Origin of the sequence: Morganella morganii H1r, assembly GCF_000633515.1 — a bacterium.
GTDB classification, from domain to species: Bacteria; Pseudomonadota; Gammaproteobacteria; order Enterobacterales; family Enterobacteriaceae; genus Morganella; species Morganella morganii_B.
Genome location: NZ_AYMP01000024.1, coordinates 165,697 through 190,992, shown reverse-complemented (window position 1 = coordinate 190,992; position 25,296 = coordinate 165,697). Strand labels below are relative to the sequence as shown.

Sequence of the window (25,296 nt, the reverse complement as noted above, 5' to 3'; positions counted from 1 at the left end):
CATGGTGTGTCTGCTCCTGTGGTGCCGAATGCGCCCAGTGAAGTGGCTGCCGGTGTCGTGTCTTTATTACGATCCGGCTGCGGGATCTCAGCCGGTGTGACGGGTTTTTCTGTTTCCCCGGTGAATGCCACCGGGCCGGAGGCGCTCTGCTTCATGTCATAGAAAGGCGATACCATCCACTGATAGATTTTGCGTTTCTCCAGAAACAGGGTGGTATTGGCTTTCATGCCGTTTTGCAGACTGAGCCCGCGGCCGTCATAGGCGATCATCTGTTTTTCCGGACGCACAATCACTTTGTAATAGGGGATGGACTGCGGCATCTGGCTGACTTTCGGCGCGCCGGCATAGGTCATCATTTCCTGTGCCGGGGCGGGAGTTTTGGAAATCACCTGAATGGTGGCGGCAAACTGGCCGAATTTTTCTGCCGGGAAGGCCTCATAACGGATATTCACCGCGTCACCGACATTCAGATAAGGCAGTGCGTCATTGGGCACCCAGAGCACCAGCCAGTACTGACGGCTATTTTCCGGCAGGATCTGCAGCAGGGTATCGCCGGGGTTGACCATCTGACCAACGGTCACGCCGAGAGAATCCACACGGCCGTCTGTCAGGGCGCGGACAATAATTTCACCACCGACATCCGTATTCACCATTTCTTTCTGCAACTCATAGCGCTGCAGTTCCATCTGATAAATCCGGTTATCAAATTCAGCGGCCTGAGTCAGGATCTGGCTCTCCAGCGCGGTAATCTGCAGGGCGTTCTGCTCATTTTGTCCGCTTAAGTTCAGCAGGCTGTTCTGCTGGGAATAATAAGTCACTACCTGATTAAGCAGCTGATCTTTATTAATTAATCCTTGTTTCTGATAGTCCCGGTAACTCTCCATATTCTGCTTCATAATGGCGATCCCTTCTTCGGCACGTTTTACAATGCCTTCAGAGCGCTTATAGGCATCGATATAAAGGGATTTTTGTTTTTCGAGGGCATCGAGGGTATCCCGCTTATTATCCTCCAGGCGGGAAATCATACTGTCGATGCGCAGAAGCTGATTTTCAATTTCACGGCGCTGATTATCACTCACCACGCCGCTGGAGGTTGTTTTACTGACATCAATAACATAGATCGGATCGCCTTTTTTAATATGCTGGCCTTCACGGACATATTGTTTCGTGACAAATCCCTGAGTATTCGCATAAATAGTGACTGCACGCGGATAGGTGGTCACTTCACCTGTGGCATTAACCTGACGGGTGTAAGATCCGAAAATAATAAAAATAAGAAAAACGATCAGGAATACGGAACATGCCGTCATAATTATCCATAACGGAATTCCGGGCAGTAATAATGCTTTTCCCCGCCATTTCATTTTTCTGTTATCGAGCGCTTCCTGCCGGAACAATATGGACTCCAATCCTTAGTCATACGGAGTGTAAATAAAATTACTGATGTATGTTTTTGTTCAGACAGCAATTCTAATCGCGGAGATTTATTTATCGTATCCGAATTTATACCTATTTATTGCCAATAAGAAGAGTAAGAGCGACTTTACCGGTTATTATCAGAATTTTCGCAGAGAAGGTATTTTTGACATTATTTTTACTTTTAAGTAAAGGTGCATTTTAATATTATGATTATAAAATAATCAAAATGAGGTAACACCTTGTCATTACTACTTATTAGTTCCGGAACTTCCTGCATGAACAAAAGAGATTGTATTATCTTATCCTCCGTAAAAATACATAAATATGAATATTGCAAAAAATTTAAAAAATTAATGAATGCACTTTTTTTTAAAATGCAAATAGGTATATACTCAGAAACAATTACAGGAATGCAGGTTAATTTTCTGTAATTAAAACTGCTGTTTTCAGTCATGAAAAAAGCAGTAAAGGACAACATTCCCTTCGGAAAAATAAAGGAATAAACAATGAAAGAATTAACAGTTCAGGAAATGAATGAAGTTAATGGTGGTTTATTAGGCCTGGGTCTGGTATTCGGTGGTATCGGTGCTGCAATGGGGACAACTATCGGCGGTATCGTTGATGCAGGTTGTGCTGCCGGCGGTTATCAGACTAATTTCAAAACATCCGGTGCAATGCTGGGTGGCGGTATCGGTGCGGCTGTCGGCCTGAGCCCGATCCTGGCAACAGCGGGTATCGGTTTTGGCGTGACCAGCATTGTTGATAATGCCAAAAGCATTAAAGCACAGAAAGGCCGTGCATAATTAAATTCAGTATTATTATGGATGTTAAAAGGGATATTTACCCGTAATAAATCTGAATCTTATTGTATATCAATCCGCTGACTCATGAGGGCGGATTTTTGATGTTAAAAAAATGCCTGCAACAGAGATTGCAGGCACCCGGTGTTGACTTAAAAAATAAATAATTTAATTATCTTGTTATCTTTTTAAACGCTTCGGTGGTGGCTTTTAATGCCACTTCTGTCGGTAAACGCTCCATGGAACTGGCCCCGTAAAAACCGTGGCAGTCCGGGCAGCGATCCAAAATGTATTGTGCATCTTCCGGGGTAGCGATAGGGCCGCCGTGACACAATACAATAATGTCCGGACGGATGGCTTTAGCCGCTTTCGCCCAGTCATTGATCATCTCAGCACAGTCATCCAGCGTGGTGGCGGTTTCCGCCCCGATATTACCGCCGGTGGTCAGGCCCATATGCGGCACGAGGATATCCGCACCGGCTTCGGTCATGGCAATGGCATCTTCACGGCTGAAAACATACGGTGTGGTCAGCAGATCTTTTTCGTGCGCTTTGCGGATCATCTCCACTTCCAGCGCATAACCCATGCCGGTTTCTTCCAGATTGGCACGGAATTTACCGTCGATCAGACCGACCGTCGGGAAGTTCTGCACGCCGGAAAACCCGGTGGCTTTGATATCGTCGAGGAATTTATCAAACTGACAGAACGGATCGGTGCCGTTAACACCCGCCAGAACCGGCGTATGTTTCACGACCGGCAGCACTTCTTTTGCCATATCCATGACGATTTCATTGGCATTACCGTAAGCCAGCAGACCGGCCAGCGAGCCGCGTCCTGCCATGCGGTAACGGCCGGAGTTATAGATAACGATGAGATCGATACCGCCGGCTTCCTCACATTTTGCTGACAGACCGGTACCGGCACCGCCGCCGATAACCGGCTCGCCGCGTGAAATCATGTCATTGAATTTTTTCAGTAATGCGTCACGGGAAAGTGGCATCTTGTGTCTCCTTATTTCGCCCGTAATTGCTGGTGTTGATTAATGACAAAACGGGTAAATTCCGGGTCATTAATGTGATACGGGCATTTGCGTAAAATACGTTTTTCTGTTTGTTTATAATGAGTTTCGAACGCCTCAATAAAGGCGCGATCCGCATCCGGCGACCAGAACGGCATACCTTCAGCATCGAGGGCGGAAAAACCGCCTTCCGGAATGATAAAAATAACATCGCCGTGACACTGGTTGAGTTTTTCCGCAATCCAGCGCCCCATCTGTGCATTTTCTTCCGGGGTGGTCCGCATCAGGGTGACCTGGGCGTTATGGTGATAAAACTGACGATCGGCGTATTTTTCCGGCACGGTGGACGGGCGGCCGAAATTGACCATATCCAGTGCGCCGCAGGAGCCGATATACGGCGTCTGTGAACGGGCAATAGCGCCGAAACGGTCTTCATCACAGGCCAGAACGCCGCCGAAAAGATAATCACACACTTCCGTGGTGGTCAGGTCAAGGATACTGTCGAACAGATGGTCATCCGCCAGTTTTTCCATGGCTTTACCGCCGCTGCCGGTCGCGTGAAAGACCAGACAATCGTAATCCGCTTCCAGTTCTTTGCTGATTTGCTGAATACACGGTGTAGTGACACCGAACATGGTCAGGGCAATGGCGGGTTTATCAGTCACCTGCTCTTCCTGACAGAAGTAAACCGCCCCGGCAATCTGGTTAGCCGCATTACGGAGAACTTTACGTGAAATTCGGTTCAGGCCGGAGACATCAGTGACAGAATAGAGCATGGCAATATCGCTTGCGCCGATATAGCCGGAAATATCACCGGAGGCCATGGTGGAAACCATGAGTTTGGGGATGCCGACAGGCAGGGATTGCATTGCTGGTGTAATCAGTGCCGTTCCACCGGATCCGCCCAAACCGAGAAGTGCTGCAATATCATTTTGTTTTGCAAGGAAACGTTCAAAGGCGACAGCCATTGCCGCGATAGCGCGGCCGCGGTCACCGCAGAAAACCGCGCTTTCGCCGTCAGGGTGACAGGCGGCGACATCACGGGCGCAGACATCCGCTTCCCGGGCCAGCTGGCCGGGTTTTGTGGTTAAATCCACTGTTTTTACAGTGAGGCCGGTGCGCCGGATCAGCTCACTGACATAAAAAATCTCATCACTTTTGGTATCGAGCGTTGTGGCGATATAGACAGCGCCTTTATTGCTGTTCATGGTTAACCTCAAAGGGATATCGGATGTCTGATAACGCATCATAACCAGAATGAGACTGTAGTATCATTTTGTTTGACGGATTTTGAGACATGCATCTCAATTTGTCTATCTTTAAATCAGTTTTTTGATAAAAAAACACCATAAGGGTGTTGCAGGCGGGGATGTTGTGTAAGATAGCCGCGCAAAATTCACCGAAAATTGTTAAAGGAAAATCAGTTATGGCCTGTACTGATGATGGGGCATCTTACTCCGGCACACGGAAGCGGACATTTAATCTGCTGGTCAATACCGCGCTGACACTGTTTGAGCAGGGTGCAATGCCTTCAGTCTCTGAACTGGCAGCAGAAGCCGGGGTGTCACGGGCAACGGCTTACCGCTATTTTCCGACACAAAGTGATTTAATCGCCGCCACCGTGGATGCCAGTCTCGGCCCGATTCTGACCTGGCGCTCCGACAGCCCGGAAACCCGCGACCGGATGGAACAATTGCTGGCGTTTGCTTATCCGCAGATGTTCCGCCACGAAGGCGCACTGCGTGCGGCACTGTATGTGTCGTTGCAGCAGTGGGCGCAGGATCGCTCGGCATCGGCCAAATCCCAGATTAATGAAGAGAAAAAACTGGTCAGAGGGCACCGTAAGGCGATTCTGGCGAATGTTACCGAGCCGCTGAAGACCCATCTCGATCAGGAAACACTGGATAAAGTGATCCGTGCATTCTCGCTGGTGTACGGCTCGGAAGTGTTCCTGGTGATGAAAGATATCTGGAAGATGAATGACGGTGAAGTCATTGATATTACCCAGTGGATGGCAAAAGCAATTCTGAATCAGGCCATGGCGGACAGCCGTGAACAGGATAAACAGCCGTAATCACGGCTGTTTTCTGATCTGCTATGCACCACACTGATTTCCGCTTCTGATAGCGAGAAAGTTACCCGCACAATTATACCCCCTGTAATTAATTGATTCAGGTGATAGACTGATTTTCTGTTCCGGCAACCGGCTGACATTATAACAATATGAATATGATCAAAACAGCAGCGGGGATTTCGGCCTGTTTTGCCGCCGGATTGCTGCTGGCATACCTGAATGTGCCGATGGCACTGATGTTCGGTCCTGTTATTCTGATTATTATTGTGCACCGTTTCGCTGTTTCGCTCACTATTCCGAAGCGAACATTAACCTTTGTTCAGATGGTGCTCGGAACATCTGTCGGGCTGATGTTTACCCGTGTCGACCTCAGTCAGTTTGATCATCTTCTGCTGATCATGATTACCATGGTGTCGTGTCTGGCGGTGCAGTTTACCGTCAGTTTCCTCTGGTTCCGCAAACGGGTGGGGTGGTCAGTTCAGGAATCTCTGCTGGGGGCGGTACCGGGGGCAATGGCGGCGATTCTGGCGCTGACGGATCACACCGGTACACCGCCGCAGAAGGTGGTGATTTCCCATACTATCCGCCTGATCATCCTGATTATGCTGGCGGGTGTGGTGGTCGGCAGTGATCATCCTGTTCCGCCGCCTGCTGATATTCCGCCGCAGAGCCCGGTGTCCGTGCTGTGGCTGCTGCTGATTGTGGTGTGCGGGTATTTGTCCGGCAAAATGCTGGAAAAAATCAATGTCCCGGCACCGTTTATGCTGACATCTCTGGGTGCGGCGATCGCTGTACAGAGTATAGTGAGTACTTACATAGTTTTCCCGCTGCCGCTGAATGATATCAGTATGACGCTGATCGGCATGTATATCGGGAGCTATTTTGTCCTGTTTCCGCTGAGGTCACTGCTGCGCAATATGGTGATTTCCGCTCAGGTGGTACTGATCAATATTATGCTGACCGCACTGATTGCATTCGGGGCGTCTCACCTGACCGGTTTTTCCTTCCCGGTCCTGCTGCTTTCCTGGGCGCCGGGCAGCATGGAAGCGATGACATTTGCGGCGATTACCATGGGAATCGATGCCGGTTTTGTCATGCTTAATCATATTCTCCGCATGCTGATTATTCAGAGTGTGCCGTCAGTGGTGTTGTATATTCAGGAACGGCGGAGTAAATAATTAAGTGCAGTAAGTAATTACTCCGCTTTTTTCACCGTCAGCCGCAGGGAATAGACCGGATCAGAACTTCCGCACATGGTGCGGTAGGCTGCACCTTTGATGTTTATCCGGACGTTGCCGCGCTCTGGTGGTGTTCCCTGCAAACGGGCGGCGATCAGCGGGCGCTGATCGGCTTTCATCACCTGTGTCTGCCACTCCTCTTCGGTGATAAGCGGGAGCCATTCCCCGGCCTCATTTTTTGACATCAGTGTGACGGTTATCCAGTCCGGTTTTTCACTGACATAAAACGGGCTCATCCCTGTATGCCGGGCGATTTCCGCAGTCTGATCATACGGCTGATCTGTCACTCCATCCGGCAGCGCGATTTTTGTCACTGATTCTGACGGCGTAAACAGGGTCATACTGCCGCACATGGCACCATAAAATACCCCGCAACCGCTTAACATCCCGCACAGCAGCAGTACAGAGAGCCCTCTGAGAAAGGTATGGGACAGCCGCATTATTATTTCTTCCCTGATATTTATGTAAAAAATGAATCGGGCAGTATAAAAAAAGATCACAGCAAAAACTGTGCCCGGTGTCTGTCCGTGCAGAAAATCACACAATATGTACTGGTTAATACGAATCACTCTTGTTAGACTTTCATAAATGTACTGATAAGTACATTTTTATGGGTGTCTGTTAACCGTGTGAGGAGTAATAATCAAATGACAGAAAAAGCGCAGGATCCGTCAAGACGATCTTTCCTGAAAAATGCCGGTCTCGGCACAATGGGGCTGGCAGCCGGTGCGCTCGGCAGCCATTCCGCATTAGCAGGCGGAAGCGCCGTGCTGGCGGGAGACGATGATAAAAATAAACGCTATATCAAAACAGATAAACAAAACAAACTGATTTATAACGGTTATCTGATCACCATGGATGAAAAATATGGTGATATTGCTGACGGGGCGGTGCTGATTGACGGCGATAAAATTGTCGATATCGGCCCGGTGTCCAAATTTGCCGGGGTGGATGCGGAACTGATTGATGCGGACGGCGGCATTATTCTGCCGGGGATTATCGACAGCCACCGTCATACCTGGATGTCACTGCTGCGCGGGATCTCTGCGGATATGTCACTGGCCGGATTCCTCGGTTCCACTTTCTACGGCATCGGTTCAGTCATGGAGCCGGAAGATATCCGCATGGCGGCACTGGTGGGATCGGTTGAGGCACTGAATGCCGGGGTGACCACCATTCTTGACTGCTGTGATTGTGTTAACTCACCGGATCATGCCCCGGCGGCGATTGAATCCCTGCGTGCCTCCGGGATCCGCAGTATCTATGCCTACGGTATGCAGGCTTATGATTATAAAGGCAGTAACCGCTTCCGCAGCCACCAGCAGCGTCTGGATGTGATGAAAAATATTCATCAGCACTATTACGGTTACAGTAACCACAGTCTGAATCAGATGGGGGTTCTGCTGAGCGATTTCGGGACCATTCCGTTTGCCGATACCGCAAAAGAGATTGAACTGGCGAATAAGCTGGGAATTTTTGTCGCATCCCATACCGGGGCGGCGGAAAAATCTATTCTGCTGAAAGGGCTGCATGAGCTGGAACACAATAATCTGCTCAAGCCCGGCCATCTCCATATCCACTGTACGTCACTGGATAACAGCGAGTGGAAGATCCTGAAAGAGACCGGCGGTAAAGTCTCTATCGCGCCGGAAACCGAAATGCAGATGGGGATGGGACGTCCGCCGTTCCGCGCCAGTCTTGATCACGGCTTTAAACCGGGTCTGAGCAGCGACATAGTGTGTGTCGGCTCCGGTGATCTGTTCTCTCAGATGCGTCTGGGTCTTCAGTTCCAGCGCTGTATGGACAACGAAGCAGAAGCAAACCGCACCGGTAAAACCACCACCAAAATTGACCTGAGTGTGCGTGATGCGCTGACCTGGGCAACACACGGCAGTGCGGAAGCAATGGGGATGGAGAAAGAGATCGGCTCCATCAGCAAAGGTAAAAAAGCGGATATTATTATCGTTTCCCAGAAAGAAGCCTTTGTGCCGTCCAGTTATCCGGCGGGCTCAGTGGTGCTGCAAACGACCGCTTCCGGGGTGGATACCGTTATCGTCAACGGGGATGTGAAAAAACGTTTTGGTCAGCTGACACAGCAGAATACGGACAAAATCCGTTCTGATGCGACAGAAGCCCTCGGTCGTATTCAGAAAGCGGCGAAAAAACTGCCGAAGCAGACCGCAGAGGAAGTGGCGGCATTCTTTGATACTGCTCAGGAGCAGGCGCGTGAGAATTTCTCAGCCGGTTACAGCTATAAAAAATAATTGACCGGGCAGTGTGAGCAACACAAAAAACCGCTTCCGGGAGGAAGCGGTTTTGTATTCAGGGAAAAATTACTGCTCTTCCGGCAGAATAAACATACCGTAAGGGTGAATTTGCAGGAACAGACTGTCGCCGACAGACGGCTGTAATTGTGTGGCATTAATCTGCAACAGCATGGACTGGCCGTGCCAGTCGACGGTCACTTCATACTGCGGCCCCATATAGGCCACATGAGACACGGTGCAGCGCTGGCTTTCATCACCCTGTAAACTCAGGGTAATGGCTTCCGGACGCACACCGACAGTAACACTGCTTTTATCCGTGATGAACTGCGGCGGACGCGGAAGGCGGTAGCTGAAAATTTCAACGGCATCACCGGTCAGTGTCGCCGGGAAGATATTGGCATCACCCATAAAGCTTGCCATAAACTTCGAAGCAGGCTGACGATACAGTTCCTGCGGTGAGCCCAGCTGCATGATTTTTCCTTTGTTCATCACCAGCACCATATCTGAGACCGCAAAGGCCTCGCTCTGGTCGTGGGTCACATACAGGGAAGTGATATTAAACTGCTGCTGCAATTCACGGATTTTTTCCCGCATGCTGCGGCGCAGGTTGGCATCGAGGTTACTCAGCGGCTCATCAAATAACAGCACTTTCGGCTTGAGGATCAGGGCGCGGGCCAGCGCAACACGCTGCTGCTGACCACCGGAGATCTGATCGACAAAGCGATCGGCGAATCCGGCCAGATCCACCAGCTCCAGGGCTTCCTCCACCCGCTCTTTCACTTCTGCTTTCGGGCGGCCCAGCATTTTCAGCCCGTAACCGACGTTATCGCCGAGGGACATATGCGGGAACAGCGCGTAAGACTGGAACACCATACAAATATCGCGCTGCTGGATGGAACGGTCTGTGACATCTTCGCCGTCAATGAACATCTTACCTTCGGTCGGCTTTTCCAGCCCTGCCACCAGACGCAGCACGGTGGTTTTTCCGCAGCCGGACGGGCCGAGCAGGGTGACCATGCTGCCCGCCGGAATAGAAAGACTTAAATCGTCGATGACCGTGTTGGTGCCAAAGCGTTTAGTCACATTTTTTAATTCAACAAAACTTTGTTGTGTCATGTCGGTTACTCCATGATTACTGTGCATTTTTGGCTTTGGAACGTGAAACACGGGCTTCGCCAATCAAAAAGTCGAACAGGAAAATAATCGCCAGCATGACGACGATCAGGATTGAGCCATAGGCAATCGCCACGCCGTATTCGCCGTCTTCCACGCGGTTCAGAATATAGGCGGTGGCGACACGGGTGTCCGGTGTCACGAGGAACACAATGGCACTGACCGTGGTGATGGCGCGGACAAAGCTGTAAATCAGCGCGGACAGAATCGCCGGACGCAGCAGCGGCAGCAGGATGTGGAAAATCGTCCGCATCGAACCGGCACGCAGGCTGAGTGATGCCTCATCCAGGGATTTGTCGATTTGCCCCAGACCGGCGATACCGGCGCGGATCCCGACCGGTACATTTCGCATTGTCATGGAGATAATCACGATCGCCGCCGTCCCGGTTAAATAGAACGGGGAATCGTTGAAGGCGAGGATATAAGACACACCCGCCACCGTTCCCGGCACTGCGAAGCAGAGCATCGTGGTAAATTCGATAGTCTTTTTACCGCGGAATTCCTGACGCACCACAATGTAGGCGATCAGCAGGCCGAGCACGGCGGTGATTGGTGCGGCGATCCCGGCGTAGAGCAGGGTGTCGAGCAGTGAAGGCCATGCGCCGTCATTCATGCCCTGACCGAACAGCTTGATAAAGTTATCCAGGGTTAAGGTGTAATCCACGCCCCAGTTCACGGTAAAGCTGCCGTAGAAGATGCTGCCGTACAGCACCAGGTTGAAGATAACCCAGATGGCGAGGAACGTGGTGACAAACGCAACCAGCGCGGCAGGCAGCGGCTGCACATCACCCCGGTACGATTTACCGGACACCGTGACATAGGAGCGTTTGCCGATCCACATATACTGTACGCAGAAGACCAGCAGCGAGAAGACCAGCAGGGAAGCGCCGAGGGTACTGGCGGCCTGATAATCGAGCTGAGAGCCGGTGATATAGAAGTAAATCTGGGTGGCAAGCACGTCAAAGTTACCGCCGAGGACCAGCGGGTTACTGAAGTCAGCCAGCGACTGCACAATCACGATCAGGAAGGCGTTAGCCAGCGCCGGTTTCAGCAGCGGCATAAAGACGTTGAAGAAGGTCTGAAAACGGTTGGCGCGCAGGGTGTAAGACGCTTCTTCCAGTGACGGGTGAATGGTTTTGATGGCACCGTCGAGGATCATAAAGGACATCGGCGTAAAGGCGAGCACCTGAGCCAGCCAGATCCCGGTGAAACCGTACAGCCAGTTGGTGTTTTCCAGCCCCGCATAGGTGGCGAGGAATTCGGTCACATAACCGGAACGCCCCATCATCAGGGTGACACCCAGGCCGACAATAAACGGCGGAGTGACAATCGGCAGGATGGAGAACACGCGGCCGATAATTGCCGAGCGTTTTGCGATACGGCTGGTATAAATCGCCAGAATCAGCCCGAAGAAGGTACAGCCCGCCCCGACTGCCAGTGAAAGCATCACGGAATTCCAGATGACCTGCACAATATGGGACTGTGTGAGAATCGATACAAACGCGAACGGCGCGAAGTCCCCGTTATTGTCGGTGAACATCGGGATAAAAATCGCGACACTCGGGAATACGATAAACAGCGCAATCAGCCCGACCACCGCAATCAGTGAGCCGATAACAAACTGGTCACCGCCCAGCCATTCCAGGCGTTTGAGGGCGAGGGTCATAATCATGCCGAGCGAGATAAACAGCACAATGGCGGAATAGCCGAGACCTTTTCCTTCCCATACGGCGCTGACTACCGCCACCACTGCCGTCAGAACGGCGATCGCAATATCGGTATAGTGACGTCCCCGCTGGTCGCGGGATGCCGGTGTCAGTGAGCGGAAAAACAGCACTGACGGCAGCAGATACCAGAGCCAGCTGACATTCAGCCCGTGCCAGCCGTAAGCGGCAAGAATTTCATCTGATGTGGAGTCGGTTAAACCATAATCCAGGCTCCAGGACGGCAGCAGGGCAAAGCCCAGCCACGCGATCAGCAGCCATAAGAAGATGGAATCCCGTCCCTGTTTAGCAGGCAGAGTCAGGGTTTCAGACATTAAAGAATCTCCCTTGCCCGTTCTCACTCAGCTGAATGAGACAAGACAATATAATTATTATAATAAAAACAAGACCGCGCGGCAGAACACCGCGCGGCAGACAACATTACTTACTCATTTTGACTTCGGTGACCCACTTGTTGATCAGATTCTTACGGGTTTCTGCATCGCCGTATTTATCCATATCGTAGTTGATCAGTTTCAGATCAGAGAGTTTCAGTGACATTGGTGAGGATTCAGCCGTGGTATTGGTCAGGATCTGGTAAGATTTACCCTCTTTCCAGCTGATTTCCTGGGCTTCTTTGGAGAGTACGAAATCCACGAACAGTTTGGCGTTGTCCATGTTACGGGCATTTTTCAGGATACTGATACCGCCGATTTCATAACCGGTACCTTCACACGGGGAAATTAACTCCAGCGGTGCGCCGTTTTCCACTTCCAGCGAATAGTCGTGCAGGAAACCGATACCGATAGCGGATTCACCACGGGCGGCGTTACGCGCCGGGGCAATACCGGATTTGGTGTACTGGGAGATATTGCTGTTGAGTTTTTTCAGGTAATCGAATGCCTGATCGGTGCCCCACAGCTGGTCAAATGTTGCCAGCGCGGTGTAAGCCGTACCGGAGCTCTGCGGGTCAGCAATCTGGATTTCGCCTTTGTATTCCGGCCTGGTCAGATCTTTCCAGCAGGCCGGGATAGGCAGGCCTTTCTCTTTCAGACGATCTTTGTTCACACCGAAACCTAAGATGCCGACATAAACCGCAGAGGAGTAGTTGCCTTTGCGTTTGGCCGGATCACGGAACTGCGGCATGATCTGATCTAAATTCGGGGATTTGTACGCTTCCAGCAGATCCATCTCACCCGCCTGTGAATGCGGATCTAATGTACCGCCGTACCAGACGTCAGCCTGCGGGTTGCGTTTTTCCGCTTCGATTTTGGCCAGGGTGCTGCCGGAACCGTTACGGACAAACGTGGTTTTCACATCGTATTTTTTGGCGAAAGCCTGTGTTTCAGCTTCACACATGGCGTTGGTCGCGCTGCAGTAAACCACCAGACGACCGGCGGCATTCGCGGATGTGGTAACAGCAGCCAGTGATAAACCGGCGGCAGCGAGAGCAGAGAGGGTCTTGAGTTTCATTATCAGTTCATTCCTTATTATAGGGTTCTGTCATCGGAGAGTGAAACAGAGCCTGCCAGATGTTCCCGCCTGCTGACATTAGCGATCAGCAGCGGCATCAGCAGTAATCCCGTCAGTGCCGCAGCACTGGTCAGCAGGGTAAACATGCCCTGCCAGCCGTAATGTGCCATGACCTGTGCGAGTGGCCACCCGGCCATTGCCGCCCCTAAGTAGGCGTAAAGACCCAGGTAACCCGTTACCGTACCGGCGGCTTTTTTATGGCAATATTCTGTCGCCGCCAGTCCGATTAACATTTGCGGCCCGAATACAAAAAAGCCGGTACTGAAGAAACACGCCGCCAGCAGTCCGTAGTGATGAATCGGTATTAACCACAGGGCGCTGACTGCAATAAACAGGCCGAGGGAAAACAGCAGGATCATCGGGGCGCGCTGACCACGGAATAAAATATCCGATCCCCAGCCCGCGCAGACCGCACCCAGCAAACCGCCCAGTTCAAACAGTGACAATGTGGCATTGGCACTGAGCAGATTGTTGCCGTGTGTTTCGGATAACCACAGGTTTCCCCAGTCATTGATCGCCATCCGGATGAGATAAACGAGAATGTAGGAGAAACCGAGTAACCAGATCATCCGGTTACATAAAATGGTCTCTTTCAGGATCACCCGCATCGGCAGCGGCGGGGATAACTGCTCCTGACGCAGTTCTGACGGGTCATGCCGCCATTGTCCGACAGTCGGTAATCCTTCCTCCTGCGGCGTGCCGTGCAAGCGGCGGCACAGCCACAGGCCGGTCACCATCCCGATAATGCCCGGCACTATCAGGGCGGTCTGCCAGCTGTAACGGGTCGCCAGCCAGGCGGTCAGCAGCGGCAGAGTAATGCCGCCGAGGTTGATGGAGATATTCCACAATCCCCACCAGAAGCCGCGTTCATTGCGCGAGTACCAGTGTGTCAGGATGCGCGCACACGGCGGCCAGCCCCAGCCCTGAAAAAAACCGTTCAGTGTCCAGACAATCAGCAGGGCGGGCAATGACAGGCACCAGGCAAATACAATATTCAGCACGCCTGTCATAAACAGCCCGGCCCCCATAAACCAGCGGTAACCGGTGATATCGTGGAAAATCCCCGATACAAATTTTGAGATGCCGTAACTCAGGTAAAACGCGGTCGCTATCAGGCCGATATCGCTTTTATCGAGATGCAGTTCTGTCTGCATCACCGGCATTACAAAGTTGAAGCTTTTCCGGGTCAGATAAAACGTGGCGTAACCGATTATCATCGATAACATCAGTTTGTTGCGCCAGAATTGATAGGTTTTATCCATGGTTTTGGTCTGTTTTCCGGCCATTACGTTATGTCCCGTTCAGGCTGCAAATGTAATCAATCTGTCAATAAAAAGGATGAGAGAAGGTAGTAGATGACCAGGAATAAGTCTTAGTTTTCGTGATTTTCATCAGAAAATGTGGGCAGGTTAACAATAATCCGGGTCCCGCCGGTGGTGGTCAGTGTCCAGTCGCCGCCGAGTGCCCTGACCCGTTCCTCAATACCGCGCAGACCAAAGCCGCCGCGACGTTTGCTCTCCGGGATACCGATGCCGTTATCAGAGACGTGAAGCTGTATCGTGTCACGTTGCTGTTTCAGTATGATGAGGATATGAGTGGCGCCGGCATGCTTGCTGATGTTATTTAACAATTCCTGCACCAGCCGGTAAAGCGTGAACAGTACGGTTTCATTTTCCGGCGGCTGTTTCAGTTCATAATGAAATTCACACTGAATGCCGTTTTCCCCGAACGCAAATTCCGTCATCAGATGGCGCAGGGCATTTTCGAGAGACATTTCACTCAGCACCGGCGGGCGCAGCTCTCTCAGCAGCTGGCGGGTGGACTGGTGGATTTTTTGTGCCAGTTCATTGATTTGTGCCGCCGCACGGCTGCTTTGCGGATCCGGCGCGGTTTTTCTGACCAGCATCGACTGGATCTGAATCGCCGTGATGTTTTGACCGATTTCATCATGCAGCTCGCGGGCAATCGCTTTTTTGACATCCTCTTCTGTATGTACCAGCTGCTGCATCAGATCCCGCCGCGCCTGTAACTCCTGCTCCAGCCGTTCGCGGTAGCGCTGTAAATTACGTGACAACTGCTGCTGACGGCTGATGGCAATCCCGAGGCCGATACCAATCAGCGCCTGGGTGCTCATAAACATCTGTAATTCCTGTAAATCAGCAAATGCGCCGTTAAACCGGCGGGCAAAGGTGATAATCAGGCTGCCGAGCAGAGCAGAGAGCACACCGCCCTGCCAGCCGTAGCGGTATGCCATAAAGACATTGGGGATAAAGACCAGCAGCACCAGCAGGCGCTCAATTTCCGGGGTAAAAAAGATCTGGGCGCTGAGCCCGGCCAGGCAGAACAGAAAACACCACATCAGTAATGAGGTGCGCAGCTGCGGATCAGGTGTGCCGTAATCCAGGATCAGACGGAAATGCTGTTCATGGAGGTATTCATAGATCAGATAGACGAACGGGGTCAGCAGAATACCGCCGGTCAGCGTGGTGAGGAAAATCTGGCTGACACTCAGCGGGGTCAGCAGGCTGAACACCAGGGTGTGCAGCAGACTGTTGATACCGACACCGGCGATCAGCAGTAACAGCCGCTGCCAGTAAAGGGTATAGCGCCACCAGGTGGTCTGGATAATAAAGGCGCTGATAAGGCTCAGCAGCGGCGACAGCAGGATCACCGGCTGTGACAGCAGCTGTTCCTGTGCCAGCCAGATATTCAGCAGCAGCTCCGCCAGTAACAGGGTCGGCCAGAAACGCCGCCACAGCAGGATCATCAGCGCCAGCCGCAAGCCTTCCGGCAGAAAAAACGCGGATAACACACTGTTCTGACTGAGATAAAAACCGATGATCCACAGACCAATCCAGGTCAGGGAATAGGTAAACAGCAGAAATACTGACTGTAACAGCAGACGGGCGCCGCGCCTCATGGCTTATTGCCCCGCGATAAGGTGATGCGCCAGGGCAAAATGAACCAGATCGATCGTGCTGTCACACTGCAGTTTGCCCAGCACATTGGCGCGGTGGACATGCACAGTTTTATGGCTGAGCTCGAGTTTATCCGCTATCGCCCGCACACTCATCCCGGCGACCAGCAGATCAAACACCTCGCGCTCGCGCGGGGTCAGCTCTTCCAGCGCCCGGTTTTCCGGCGGTGACTGGCGCAGCGCGCGCATGGCATCCGCACACAGATAGCAGCCGCCCTGATGCACGGAACGCACCGCCTGAACCAGCTCTTCCGGGCCGCAGCGTTTGGTGAGATACGCACCGGCACCGGCGTCCAGCGCACTCTGCACAAAAGCAGGGGTATCATAAATACTGAGAATGATGGTACGGAAGGACGTTTTGCGCTCCCGCAGGCGGGCGAGCAACTGTAATCCGTTTTCATCCGGCATGGAAATATCCATGATCACCACATCAATATCCGGACGGGTCAGTGCGGGCCAGGCTTCCGCCGCACTGGCATATTGTCCGGCGATGGTAATATCCGGCTCCAGTGTCAGGAGCTGGGCGAAACCGGATCGCACAACTACATGGTCATCGATGAGCGCTATTTTTATCATGTCCGGACAGCGTATTATCAGCAGAAAGGGATCAATATTGACAGAGGTTATATCAATATAGCGGGTGATAATCGAGGACATTCATACAGAAATCCGCTCTCAGGCTGTTTTATTACCGCTTAACCGATTCGGGTGCCGGTAAATTATTTCACATAGGCAAGCAACGGCAGTGAATCACGGGCCAGTGCGGTGCATTTGTAGTTTTCCGGCAGCTTTATCTGTTTGATGTCGAAATAGTTCTCTTTATTCATTTCCGCCATCTGCCGGGTATCATAATTGCTCATATCCCAGCGGTTACTTTTGGCAAACAGTAAGATCGCTTTTTCGATGCGGGCATTCGGCAAATCTTCATAACCGCAATCATTTTTCAGATAAATAAAAACTGCAGTCAGTCCGGCGAGGTCTTCAGCCTGTGACGGCGTCAGCGCTTTCGCGGGCAGGGAAAGCAGCAGGGCACAGCTGAATAAAGTGTGAAGGAATAGTTTCATAGTAAGTAGTTTACCGGTAGCGCCTGTCAGTTTATGTGAAGATTTTAATAGTTTTGTCGCGAATGTCATCCGCTGACTAAAGTGGTGTAAAGCCCTTATTCCCGGAAAGGGAATAGATTGACCTTACCCTTAGGGCAGGGTTTAGCCTGCGCTATAACAGAACCCGATCATTTTGTCATAGCATATCACCACTGATGATAAAGGAAGCATATCATGCAACGACGCGATTTTTTGAAATATAGCGCATTCTTAGGTGCTGCCACGATGCTGCCGGCATGGAGCCGGTTTGCTTTTGCGGCACAGGAGCGCCCGGCTCTTGCTATTCCGCCGCTGTTAACGGCGGATAATGCACAAAAAATCACCCTGAATATTCAGCAGGGTAAAATGGCGTTTATTCCCGGCAAAACGACCCAAACCTGGGGATATAACGGTGATTTACTGGGCCCGGCACTGAAACTGCGGCGCGGTAAGCCGGTGACGGTGGATATCATCAATAAACTGCCGGAAGCGACCACGGTTCACTGGCACGGTCTGGAGATCAGCGGTGAGCAGGATGGCGGGCCGCAGGCCATTATCGCCCCGGGCGGTACCCGCACGGTCAGTTTCACCCCGGATCAACCGGAAGCCACCTGCTGGTTCCACCCGCACACCCACGGCAAAACCGGTCATCAGGTCGCAATGGGACTGGCCGGGCTGGTACTGATTGAGGATGACAATACTGCTTCAACCGGTCTGCCGGGCGAGTGGGGCACCGATGATATCCCGGTGGTATTGCAGGATAAGCGTCTGACGGCAGATGGCGAAATTGATTATCAGCTGGATGTGATGTCAGCGGCAGTCGGCTGGTTTGGTGACACCATGCTGACCAACGGTGCGGTTTACCCGCAGCATATGGCTCCGCGCGGCTGGTTGCGGCTGCGTCTGCTCAACGGCTGTAATGCCCGCAGTCTGCGGATGGCAGCCGGTGACGGGCGTCCGTTGTATGTGGTCGGCAGTGACGGCGGCCTGCTCGCCGAACCGGTAAAAGTGCAGGAGTTGCCGATGCTGCCGGGAGAACGGTTTGAAGTGCTGGTGGACACATCGGACGGAAAAATGTTTGATATTGTCACCTTACCGGTACGTCAGATGGGAATGACCCTGGCACCGTTTGATGCTCCGCTGCCGGTGCTGTCCGTCCGTCCGGCACTTGATGCCGCACGCGGTAAACTGCCGGATGTACTGGCAGCCATGCCTGCGCTGATCGATACCTCCCGTCTGCCGGTACGTGAGTTCCGTCTGATGATGGATATGCGCCTCGATATGCAGGGTATGATGATGCTGACCGACAAATACGGCCCGCAGGCGATGGCCGGGATGGGCATGCACGGTGGTATGGGCAGTCATATGAGCGGCGGACATATGGGCGGAATGAAAGGCATGAGCAGTGGTATGCACAATGGCGGCGGTCACTGCGGCGCCGGTGAGGTTGATCTGATGAATGCCAACAGCATCAACGGTATCCCGTTCTCCATGACCGAAAGCGCCTTTGATGTGAAACAGGGGCAGGCGGAGCGCTGGATTATCTCCGGTGTCGGCGACATGATGCTGCACCCGTTCCATATCCACGGCACCCGTTTCCGTATTCTCAGCGAAGGCGGACGCACACCGGCAGCACACCGGCAGGGCTGGAAAGATATGGTGCGGATCGAAGGCAATGTCAGCGAAGTACTGGTGAAATTTGACCATCCGGCCACCAATGCGCATCCGTTTATGGCGCACTGTCACCTGCTGGAGCATGAAGATACCGGTATGATGACCGGCTTTACGGTCACGGCCTGAATATAACATTAACCGGTGACAATCCGCGTCAGTCATGGCGCGGATACTGTTTATCTGTCCGTGGTATGCTAAACTAACGCGCTTTCTGACCGGTATTAAACCGGGTTTAATGCCGAACCACTGAAACAGCGTACCGTTGACGACAAAAAAATCATGAAGAAACACACCTTAGATACAATGATCTCCGAAGCTGAGATTCAGCAGCGTGTTGCCGATCTCGGCAGCGAAATTTCCGCACACTATCGTCACAGCAACAAAGAGCTGGTCTTAGTCGGGTTACTGAAAGGATCCTTTATTTTTATGGCCGACCTGTGCCGTAAAATTGATGTTCCGCATGAAGTCGATTTTATGACGGTATCCAGTTACGGCAGCGGCACTTCGTCCACCCGTGATGTGAAAATTGTCAAAGACCTGGACGAAGATATCCGCGGCAAAGATGTGCTGATCGTGGAAGATATCATTGACTCCGGCAATACCTTACACCGTGTGCGCGACATTCTGTCTCTGCGCGGCCCGAACTCTGTGGCTATCTGCACCCTGCTGGATAAACCGTCCCGCCGTGAAGTGGATGTGCCGGTTGACTGGGTCGGTTACGCAATTGAAGATAAATTTGTGGTCGGCTACGGCATCGACTACGCCCAGAGCTATCGCCACCTGCCGTATATCGGCCATGTGACACTGCTGGAAGCGTAATCTGTCCGGTTGTGAATATAAAAACGGCACCAGCGGGTGCCGTTTTTATATCTTATTTCAGCGTGTTGCCCGTTTCTGTATGATGAACAGGATAATCGCGGAAATCAGCGCTGTTAACAGCAGTAACGGATAATAACTAAAGGCTGAAAAAGGAATATTCGTTATTCCTGCCGGAAAGACATGACCAAAGTAAATGTTACCGTAGCAGAATGTGACCAGTATAAATGTAATGACATTAATAACAGTCATTAATATAGCAGACAGAGCGGTGATCTCTCTCCTGCGGATAAAAATAATTAAAAATGAAATCAGACTGATACAGAAAAAACCTGCGGCAATAATTGCTTTTGTAGCAAAGATAGCGGAAATATCAGTATAAATGACGGTGGCATCCGCCGGAAAATAGATATTCATGGCAAATGATGATAAAGAATAGCCTGCCATTAAATTAATTAAACTGAATGAAAGGATCATCAGCAGATCATTTTTTCTCATAACCAGCCTTAATCATATTTAATATTTGAGTAAACTCAGTTTCATTTTTTATGATACCGAGATTGCGGTTGTTTTTATCAAATTTTCCCAGTGCTGTCGGGATGCCCCGTCCGCCCTGATCCATAAAAAACTGAACATGAGGATTGTTATATAATCTGACGGACGGAATAGGATCTTTGCCATAAATGAACGGAGCAGGAAGCAGGTCCTTATTGTACAGATAGTCACTTGTCAGCGCTTGTGGCAGAGTATCTTCAAATCCCGCGAAAGGCGTCACGTAAGTATCAAATCCGGCATATTCTAACCCGACAATAACTTTCCCGTTTTTTTTATCACGTTGTGAGATAATATCATTATCAAACAGTACCCTGAGTTGCTGCCATGTACTGAGATCATTATGATTTACTTTTTTATTATCGTAAAAAACATCCTGCTCTATTTTAAGCTGAAGTACCATCCGGTATATCTGTTTCGCGGAGGGACCGATTGTATTTGCGAGGGTCGGCAGCCCGCCTTTTGAATAAATCTGTTCTTTGATAAAATAAATGCCGGTTTCTCTGACGATCATTGTATTCATAAAAAATCCTTTAATATGAACAAAGCGGAGTGAACAGGTACTTATATAAAATCAGTATAAGAAGCGCAAGATATTACGGGCGGTATGGTAATGATACGTAAGGCTGAACAGTACCCGGAGATACTGTTCAGCGGTAAGATCAGGACGACGGCATATTCGAGAGTTTGGCCACGGCCTGGCGGTAGACCAGTTCCATTTTCTCGCGGCTGTCAGAGCTGATATCCAGATCATGCAGCAGGCCGTTGTTAATCCCGTAGATCCAGCCGTGGATCATCACACGCTGACCGCGTTTCCACGCTGCCTGCATAATGGTGGAGTGACCCAGGTTATACACCTGTTCCACCACGTTCAGTTCACACAGACGGTTGATACGGTCCTGCGGTGCGAGTTCGCCCAGCAGGGAGCTGTGCTGATACCAGATATCACGGATATGCAGTAACCAGTTATTGATAAGCCCCAGCTCGGTGCCTTCAATCGCGGCCTGAATACCGCCGCAGTTGTAGTGACCGCAGACGATAATATGTTCAACCTGGAGTACATCCACTGCATACTGGATAACTGACAGGCAGTTCAGATCGGTATGGATGACGAGGTTGGCCACATTACGGTGTACAAACAGATCGCCCGGTGCGGCGTCGATCAGTTTTTCGGCAGGAACACGGCTGTCAGAGCAGCCGATCCAGAGAAAACGGGGCTTTTGAGCCTGTGCTAACTCTTTGAAAAACTCCGGATCTTTTTCATTTACAGATTCGGACCACTGCTTGTTATGAGCAAACAGTTCTTCGATTTTTTTCATCATGACGGATAGCCTGTTGCAGATCCTTTCGCTAGAATCTTTTGTATAAAAAATTTAAATTTTAATAAATTGTTATTAAATAATTTCAGCAAAGAAGACGAATTGTCAAGAACCGATTTCGGTTCGCAGGTATTATTGCGGTTTATATTGCACCCAAATTTATAAATTAAAAAGGTATTTTTCTGTTATGACCTATGCACTGGAAATATCACAATTAACCAAGCAGTATGCGGGCGGCGTGCAGGCTTTACGGGGAATTGACCTCAAGGTCAGTGCCGGCGATTTCTACGCCCTGCTGGGTCCGAACGGCGCGGGAAAATCCACCACCATCGGGATCATCAGTTCGCTGGTGAATAAAACCGGCGGGAAAGTCTCCGTGTTCGGTTATGACATCGATACCGACCTGGTTTTAGCCAAACGTCAGCTCGGCCTGGTACCGCAGGAGTTTAACTTTAACCCGTTTGAAACCGTGCTGCAGATTGTCCTGCAGCAGGCCGGTTATTACGGGGTGCCGCACAAACTGGCGCAGGAGCGGGCGAAAACCTATCTGACGCAGCTGGATTTGTGGGAGAAACGTGATGAGCGCGCGATGCGTCTGTCCGGCGGGATGAAGCGCCGCCTGATGATTGCCCGCGCACTGATGCACCAGCCGAAACTGCTGATCCTCGACGAACCGACCGCCGGGGTGGATATTGAACTGCGCCGCTCCATGTGGGGATTCCTCAAAACCCTGAATGCGCAGGGCACCACGATCATTCTCACCACGCACTATCTCGAGGAAGCAGAAATGCTGTGCCGCAATATCGGGATTATCCAGCACGGTGAGCTGGTGGAAAACACCAGCATGAAAGCACTGCTCGGTAAGCTGGAATCGGAAACCTTTATCCTCGATCTGGGCTCGAAAAATCCGCTGCCGCAGCTTGAGGGCTATACGTTCCGGCTGACTGATACCTCAACGCTGGAGGTGGATGTCCGTCGTGAACAGGGACTGAACGGTGTTTTTGCCCAGCTGAATGCGCAGGGCATTGATGTATTAAGTATGCGCAACAAAGCAAACCGGCTGGAGGAATTATTTGTGCATCTGGTGAATCATGATTTGGAGGCTGCAAAATGATGTCGCTGTACTGGGTGGCGCTGAAAACAATCTGGCGCAAAGAAATCACCCGTTTTATGCGGATTTGGATCCAGACGCTGATCCCGCCGGTGATCACCATGTCGCTCTATTTTATTATTTTCGGTAATCTTATCGGTAACCGGATTGGTGAAATGGGCGGTGTCGGTTACATGCAGTTTATCGTGCCCGGCCTGATTATGATGTCAGTGATTACGAACTCCTATGCCAACGTATCCTCTTCTTTTTTCGGTGCAAAATTCCAGAAAAGTATTGAGGAACTGCTGGTGGCACCGGTGCCGACTCACGTTATTATCGCCGGGTTTGTCGGTGGTGGTGTGGCGCGCGGTGTGCTGGTCGGGATCCTGGTCACATTAGTATCTCTGTTCTTTGTGCCGTTACAGATCCACTCCTGGTTTATGATCATTACCACGCTGCTGATGACTTCCATTCTGTTCTCGCTGGCGGGGCTGCTTAACGCGCTGTTTGCGAAAAGCTTTGATGATATCAGTATTATCCCGACGTTTGTCCTGACACCGCTGACCTATCTGGGCGGGGTGTTTTACTCCCTGACGCTGTTACCTGCATTCTGGCAGGCGGTGTCCAAACTGAACCCGATTGTTTATATGATCAGCGGCTTCCGTTATGGTTTTCTCGGTATCAGTGATGTCTCTCTGACCACCACTCTCGGGGTGCTGAGCCTGTTTATTGCGGTATTTTATCTGCTCACCTGGCGCCTGATTGAGAAAGGGCGCGGACTGAGAACCTGATCCTGCTTTCTGATAATCCGCCCGGCACATCGTTGCCGGGCTTTTTGTATCTGCCCTTATTATTTCCCTGCGCTATGTAATTACTTTTCCTCGGTTTATCTCCGATTTATACAGACCTTCTCCCGTTCCCGCCACTGCCAAAGTTAAATCACAGGATTAGTATGTATTTATCTCCCGCCACATAGATTAATTAAATTAATGTGTTTATCGTGTGCGGGCTGGTAAAAACCGGCTGTGTACTGATGTTTAAGGATAAATTTCATTCTGTTTCATTATTACATTCGGAGATATTTTTATGGGTATCGCTGCATACGGCAGGGAAGACGGATGGTCGTTGGTCGATGATATATTAAGCAGCCCGGGACGGGGTAACGGACGCTGGATTAATAATAAAATTTCATATGATGCCTTTGATGCGGGCAGTCAGATTGTCAGAACCAATACCGGCTGGAATGGCGCAGGAGTGCTCGGGCAACCGGCGGAAATCACTTATTCATTCCCGACATGGGAAGGGATGTATTATAACGCGGCAGGAAACACCGGGTTACACGGTTTTAATGACTATCAGAAAGATCAGGCCCGGTTATCACTGCAGTCATGGGCTGACGTGGCAAACATTACTTTTACTGAAGTGGATGCAGGCCGGGGAGATATCTACACCAATATCACCTTTGGTTATATTAATGATAAATATACACAGGGATACGCCTGGCTGCCGCACACCAAAGATGACTTTGGCGATCCGTACACCGATTCGCGGGGCTTTGATGTTTCCGGTCAGTCCTGGTACGGCTCAGACCCGGGGGCACTCAATGTGACACCGAAAACCGGAAATTACGGGCGTCTGACGTTTACCCATGAAATCGGTCATACCCTCGGGTTAAATCATCCGGGTAATTATAACGCCGATCAGGGGCGTCCTTCCTATAAAGATGCGGATTATGCCGAGGATACCCGTCAGTACAGCGTGATGAGTTACTGGAGTGAGAAAATCACCGGTGCGGATCACAAAGGGTACTATGCTTCCGCACCGCTGCTGGATGATATTACCGCGATTCAGAAACTGTATGGCGCAAATTATAACATCCGCACGGATGACACGGTATACGGGTTTGATTCCAATGCCGGCCGTGATTATTACTCTGCCAAAAATGCCACAGATAAGCTTATTTTTACCGTCTGGGACGGCGGCGGTAATGACACCCTGAATTTCTCCCGTTATAAGCAGGATCAGAAAATATCCCTGCGTGAAGGGGATTTTTCGGATGTCGGCGGTCTGACAGGGAATGTGTCGATCGCTCACGGTGTGGTGATTGAAAATGCGTTTGGCGGGCGCGGAAATGATGTGATTATCGGCAATGATGCAGACAACATCCTGATGGGGAACGGCGGGGATGATGTGTTGTACGGCGGGGCCGGGCAGGATCAGTTGTGGGGCGGTACCGGGAACGATATTTTCGTGTTCTCGGCGGTGACGGATTCTCTGTATGACCGTCCGGATCATATCCGTGATTTTTCAACCGGCCTGGACAGAATCGACCTGCAGGGGCTTAATCAGAACAGCGCCGGGGACAAATTCCTTTATTTCACCGATGAATTTACCGGTGCGGCCGGGGAAACGGTGCTCCGCTATGATGACGGGCTGAACCTGACTGAACTGCTGATTAATATCAGCGGAAATCAGTGTCAGCCTGATTTTAAAGTGGATATCACCGGTATGGTGAATGTTCACACTGACTTTATCGTTTAACGCAGCAGGCGGGCGCGGCC

22 protein-coding genes and 1 pseudogene are annotated in these 25,296 nt (G+C 51.0%); 9 read left to right on the top strand and 14 right to left on the bottom strand.

The features are described from left to right. Positions 1–128: 128 nt before the first annotated feature. Positions 129–1,397: pseudogene (locus tag U868_RS0115250) on the bottom strand (HlyD family secretion protein); the annotation flags it as partial. A gap of 528 nt (positions 1,398–1,925) precedes the next feature. On the opposite strand from U868_RS0115250, the gene U868_RS0115235 reads away from it, so the two are divergent. Continuing rightward, on the top strand, positions 1,926–2,222 hold the full coding sequence (locus U868_RS0115235; RefSeq protein WP_025154046.1) for a class IIb bacteriocin, lactobin A/cerein 7B family: 297 nt from the start codon (positions 1,926–1,928) through the stop codon (positions 2,220–2,222). Between the two features lie 169 nt (positions 2,223–2,391). Here the strand turns inward: U868_RS0115235 and U868_RS0115230 are convergent, their stop codons facing one another. Then, a complete protein-coding gene (locus U868_RS0115230; protein ID WP_025154045.1) occupies positions 2,392–3,219 on the bottom strand; it encodes a phosphoenolpyruvate hydrolase family protein in 828 nt (275 codons plus the stop codon). A gap of 11 nt (positions 3,220–3,230) precedes the next feature. Beyond that, positions 3,231–4,445, bottom strand: coding sequence for a Tm-1-like ATP-binding domain-containing protein (locus U868_RS0115225; protein WP_025154044.1), 1,215 nt, complete (start codon positions 4,443–4,445; stop codon positions 3,231–3,233). A gap of 218 nt (positions 4,446–4,663) precedes the next feature. Between U868_RS0115225 and U868_RS0115220 the strand changes: the two genes are divergently transcribed. After that, complete coding sequence (locus U868_RS0115220; RefSeq protein ID WP_025154043.1) at positions 4,664–5,311, top strand: TetR/AcrR family transcriptional regulator; 648 nt, start codon at positions 4,664–4,666, stop codon at positions 5,309–5,311. Positions 5,312–5,460: 149 nt separating this feature from the next. After that, positions 5,461–6,489 carry an AbrB family transcriptional regulator gene (locus U868_RS0115215; RefSeq protein ID WP_025154042.1) on the top strand — a complete coding sequence of 343 codons (1,029 nt, stop codon included), beginning with the start codon at positions 5,461–5,463 and terminating at the stop codon, positions 6,487–6,489. Between the two features lie 17 nt (positions 6,490–6,506). On the opposite strand, the gene U868_RS0115210 is transcribed toward U868_RS0115215, so the two are convergent. Beyond that, a complete protein-coding gene (locus U868_RS0115210) occupies positions 6,507–6,989 on the bottom strand; it encodes a hypothetical protein (protein ID WP_025154041.1) in 483 nt (160 codons plus the stop codon). 207 nt (positions 6,990–7,196) lie between these two features. Between U868_RS0115210 and U868_RS0115200 the strand changes: the two genes are divergently transcribed. Continuing rightward, positions 7,197–8,813, top strand: coding sequence for an amidohydrolase family protein (locus U868_RS0115200; protein WP_025154040.1), 1,617 nt, complete (start codon positions 7,197–7,199; stop codon positions 8,811–8,813). A gap of 69 nt (positions 8,814–8,882) precedes the next feature. Here U868_RS0115200 and fbpC read toward each other — a convergent pair whose 3' ends face one another. From fbpC to U868_RS0115165, 7 genes are all read right to left on the bottom strand, one after another. Further along, a complete protein-coding gene (gene fbpC / locus U868_RS0115195) occupies positions 8,883–9,932 on the bottom strand; it encodes a ferric ABC transporter ATP-binding protein (RefSeq protein ID WP_025154039.1) in 1,050 nt (349 codons plus the stop codon). A 16-nt stretch (positions 9,933–9,948) separates the two neighbouring features. Then, positions 9,949–12,027, bottom strand: a complete 2,079-nt coding sequence (locus tag U868_RS0115190) for an ABC transporter permease (RefSeq protein WP_025154038.1) — start codon at positions 12,025–12,027, stop codon at positions 9,949–9,951. Between the two features lie 106 nt (positions 12,028–12,133). Continuing rightward, positions 12,134–13,165 (bottom strand): ABC transporter substrate-binding protein, encoded by a 1,032-nt coding sequence (locus U868_RS0115185; protein WP_025154037.1) that lies wholly within the window; start codon positions 13,163–13,165, stop codon positions 12,134–12,136. A gap of 17 nt (positions 13,166–13,182) precedes the next feature. Further along, the gene (gene uhpC / locus U868_RS0115180; protein WP_025154036.1) at positions 13,183–14,511 is read right to left on the bottom strand and encodes an MFS transporter family glucose-6-phosphate receptor UhpC; all 1,329 of its coding nucleotides are present in this window, start codon (positions 14,509–14,511) and stop codon (positions 13,183–13,185) included. 86 nt (positions 14,512–14,597) lie between these two features. Continuing rightward, positions 14,598–16,145 carry an MASE1 domain-containing sensor histidine kinase gene (locus U868_RS0115175; RefSeq protein WP_025154035.1) on the bottom strand — a complete coding sequence of 516 codons (1,548 nt, stop codon included), beginning with the start codon at positions 16,143–16,145 and terminating at the stop codon, positions 14,598–14,600. Positions 16,146–16,148: 3 nt separating this feature from the next. Then, a complete protein-coding gene (locus tag U868_RS0115170; RefSeq protein ID WP_025154034.1) occupies positions 16,149–16,778 on the bottom strand; it encodes a response regulator transcription factor in 630 nt (209 codons plus the stop codon). 143 nt (positions 16,779–16,921) lie between these two features. Next, complete coding sequence (locus U868_RS0115165) at positions 16,922–17,266, bottom strand: YacC family pilotin-like protein (protein WP_025154033.1); 345 nt, start codon at positions 17,264–17,266, stop codon at positions 16,922–16,924. 213 nt (positions 17,267–17,479) lie between these two features. Here U868_RS0115165 and cueO point away from each other — a divergent pair, with 213 nt between their 5' ends. Continuing rightward, positions 17,480–19,084: a multicopper oxidase CueO gene (gene cueO, locus U868_RS0115160; protein WP_025154032.1), complete on the top strand. Its 1,605-nt coding sequence runs from the start codon at positions 17,480–17,482 to the stop codon at positions 19,082–19,084. Between the two features lie 153 nt (positions 19,085–19,237). Further along, a complete protein-coding gene (hpt, locus tag U868_RS0115155) occupies positions 19,238–19,777 on the top strand; it encodes a hypoxanthine phosphoribosyltransferase (protein ID WP_025154031.1) in 540 nt (179 codons plus the stop codon). Positions 19,778–19,834: 57 nt separating this feature from the next. Here the strand turns inward: hpt and U868_RS0115150 are convergent, their stop codons facing one another. From U868_RS0115150 to can, 3 genes are all read right to left on the bottom strand, one after another. Then, positions 19,835–20,272: a hypothetical protein gene (locus tag U868_RS0115150; RefSeq protein ID WP_025154030.1), complete on the bottom strand. Its 438-nt coding sequence runs from the start codon at positions 20,270–20,272 to the stop codon at positions 19,835–19,837. After that, positions 20,259–20,849: a hypothetical protein gene (locus U868_RS0115145; protein ID WP_025154029.1), complete on the bottom strand. Its 591-nt coding sequence runs from the start codon at positions 20,847–20,849 to the stop codon at positions 20,259–20,261. The genes U868_RS0115150 and U868_RS0115145 overlap by 14 nt, the downstream gene beginning before the upstream one ends. Positions 20,850–20,988: 139 nt before the next feature. Then, on the bottom strand, positions 20,989–21,648 hold the full coding sequence (can, locus tag U868_RS0115140; protein WP_025154028.1) for a carbonate dehydratase: 660 nt from the start codon (positions 21,646–21,648) through the stop codon (positions 20,989–20,991). 184 nt (positions 21,649–21,832) lie between these two features. On the opposite strand from can, the gene U868_RS0115135 reads away from it, so the two are divergent. From U868_RS0115135 to U868_RS0115125, 3 genes are all read left to right on the top strand, one after another. Beyond that, positions 21,833–22,759 (top strand): ABC transporter ATP-binding protein, encoded by a 927-nt coding sequence (locus U868_RS0115135; RefSeq protein ID WP_004238932.1) that lies wholly within the window; start codon positions 21,833–21,835, stop codon positions 22,757–22,759. Further along, positions 22,756–23,526: an ABC transporter permease gene (locus U868_RS0115130; protein ID WP_025154027.1), complete on the top strand. Its 771-nt coding sequence runs from the start codon at positions 22,756–22,758 to the stop codon at positions 23,524–23,526. The genes U868_RS0115135 and U868_RS0115130 overlap by 4 nt, the downstream gene beginning before the upstream one ends. 295 nt (positions 23,527–23,821) lie before the next feature. Continuing rightward, positions 23,822–25,276: a serralysin family metalloprotease gene (locus U868_RS0115125; RefSeq protein ID WP_025154026.1), complete on the top strand. Its 1,455-nt coding sequence runs from the start codon at positions 23,822–23,824 to the stop codon at positions 25,274–25,276. The last annotated feature ends 20 nt before the right edge of the window (positions 25,277–25,296 follow it).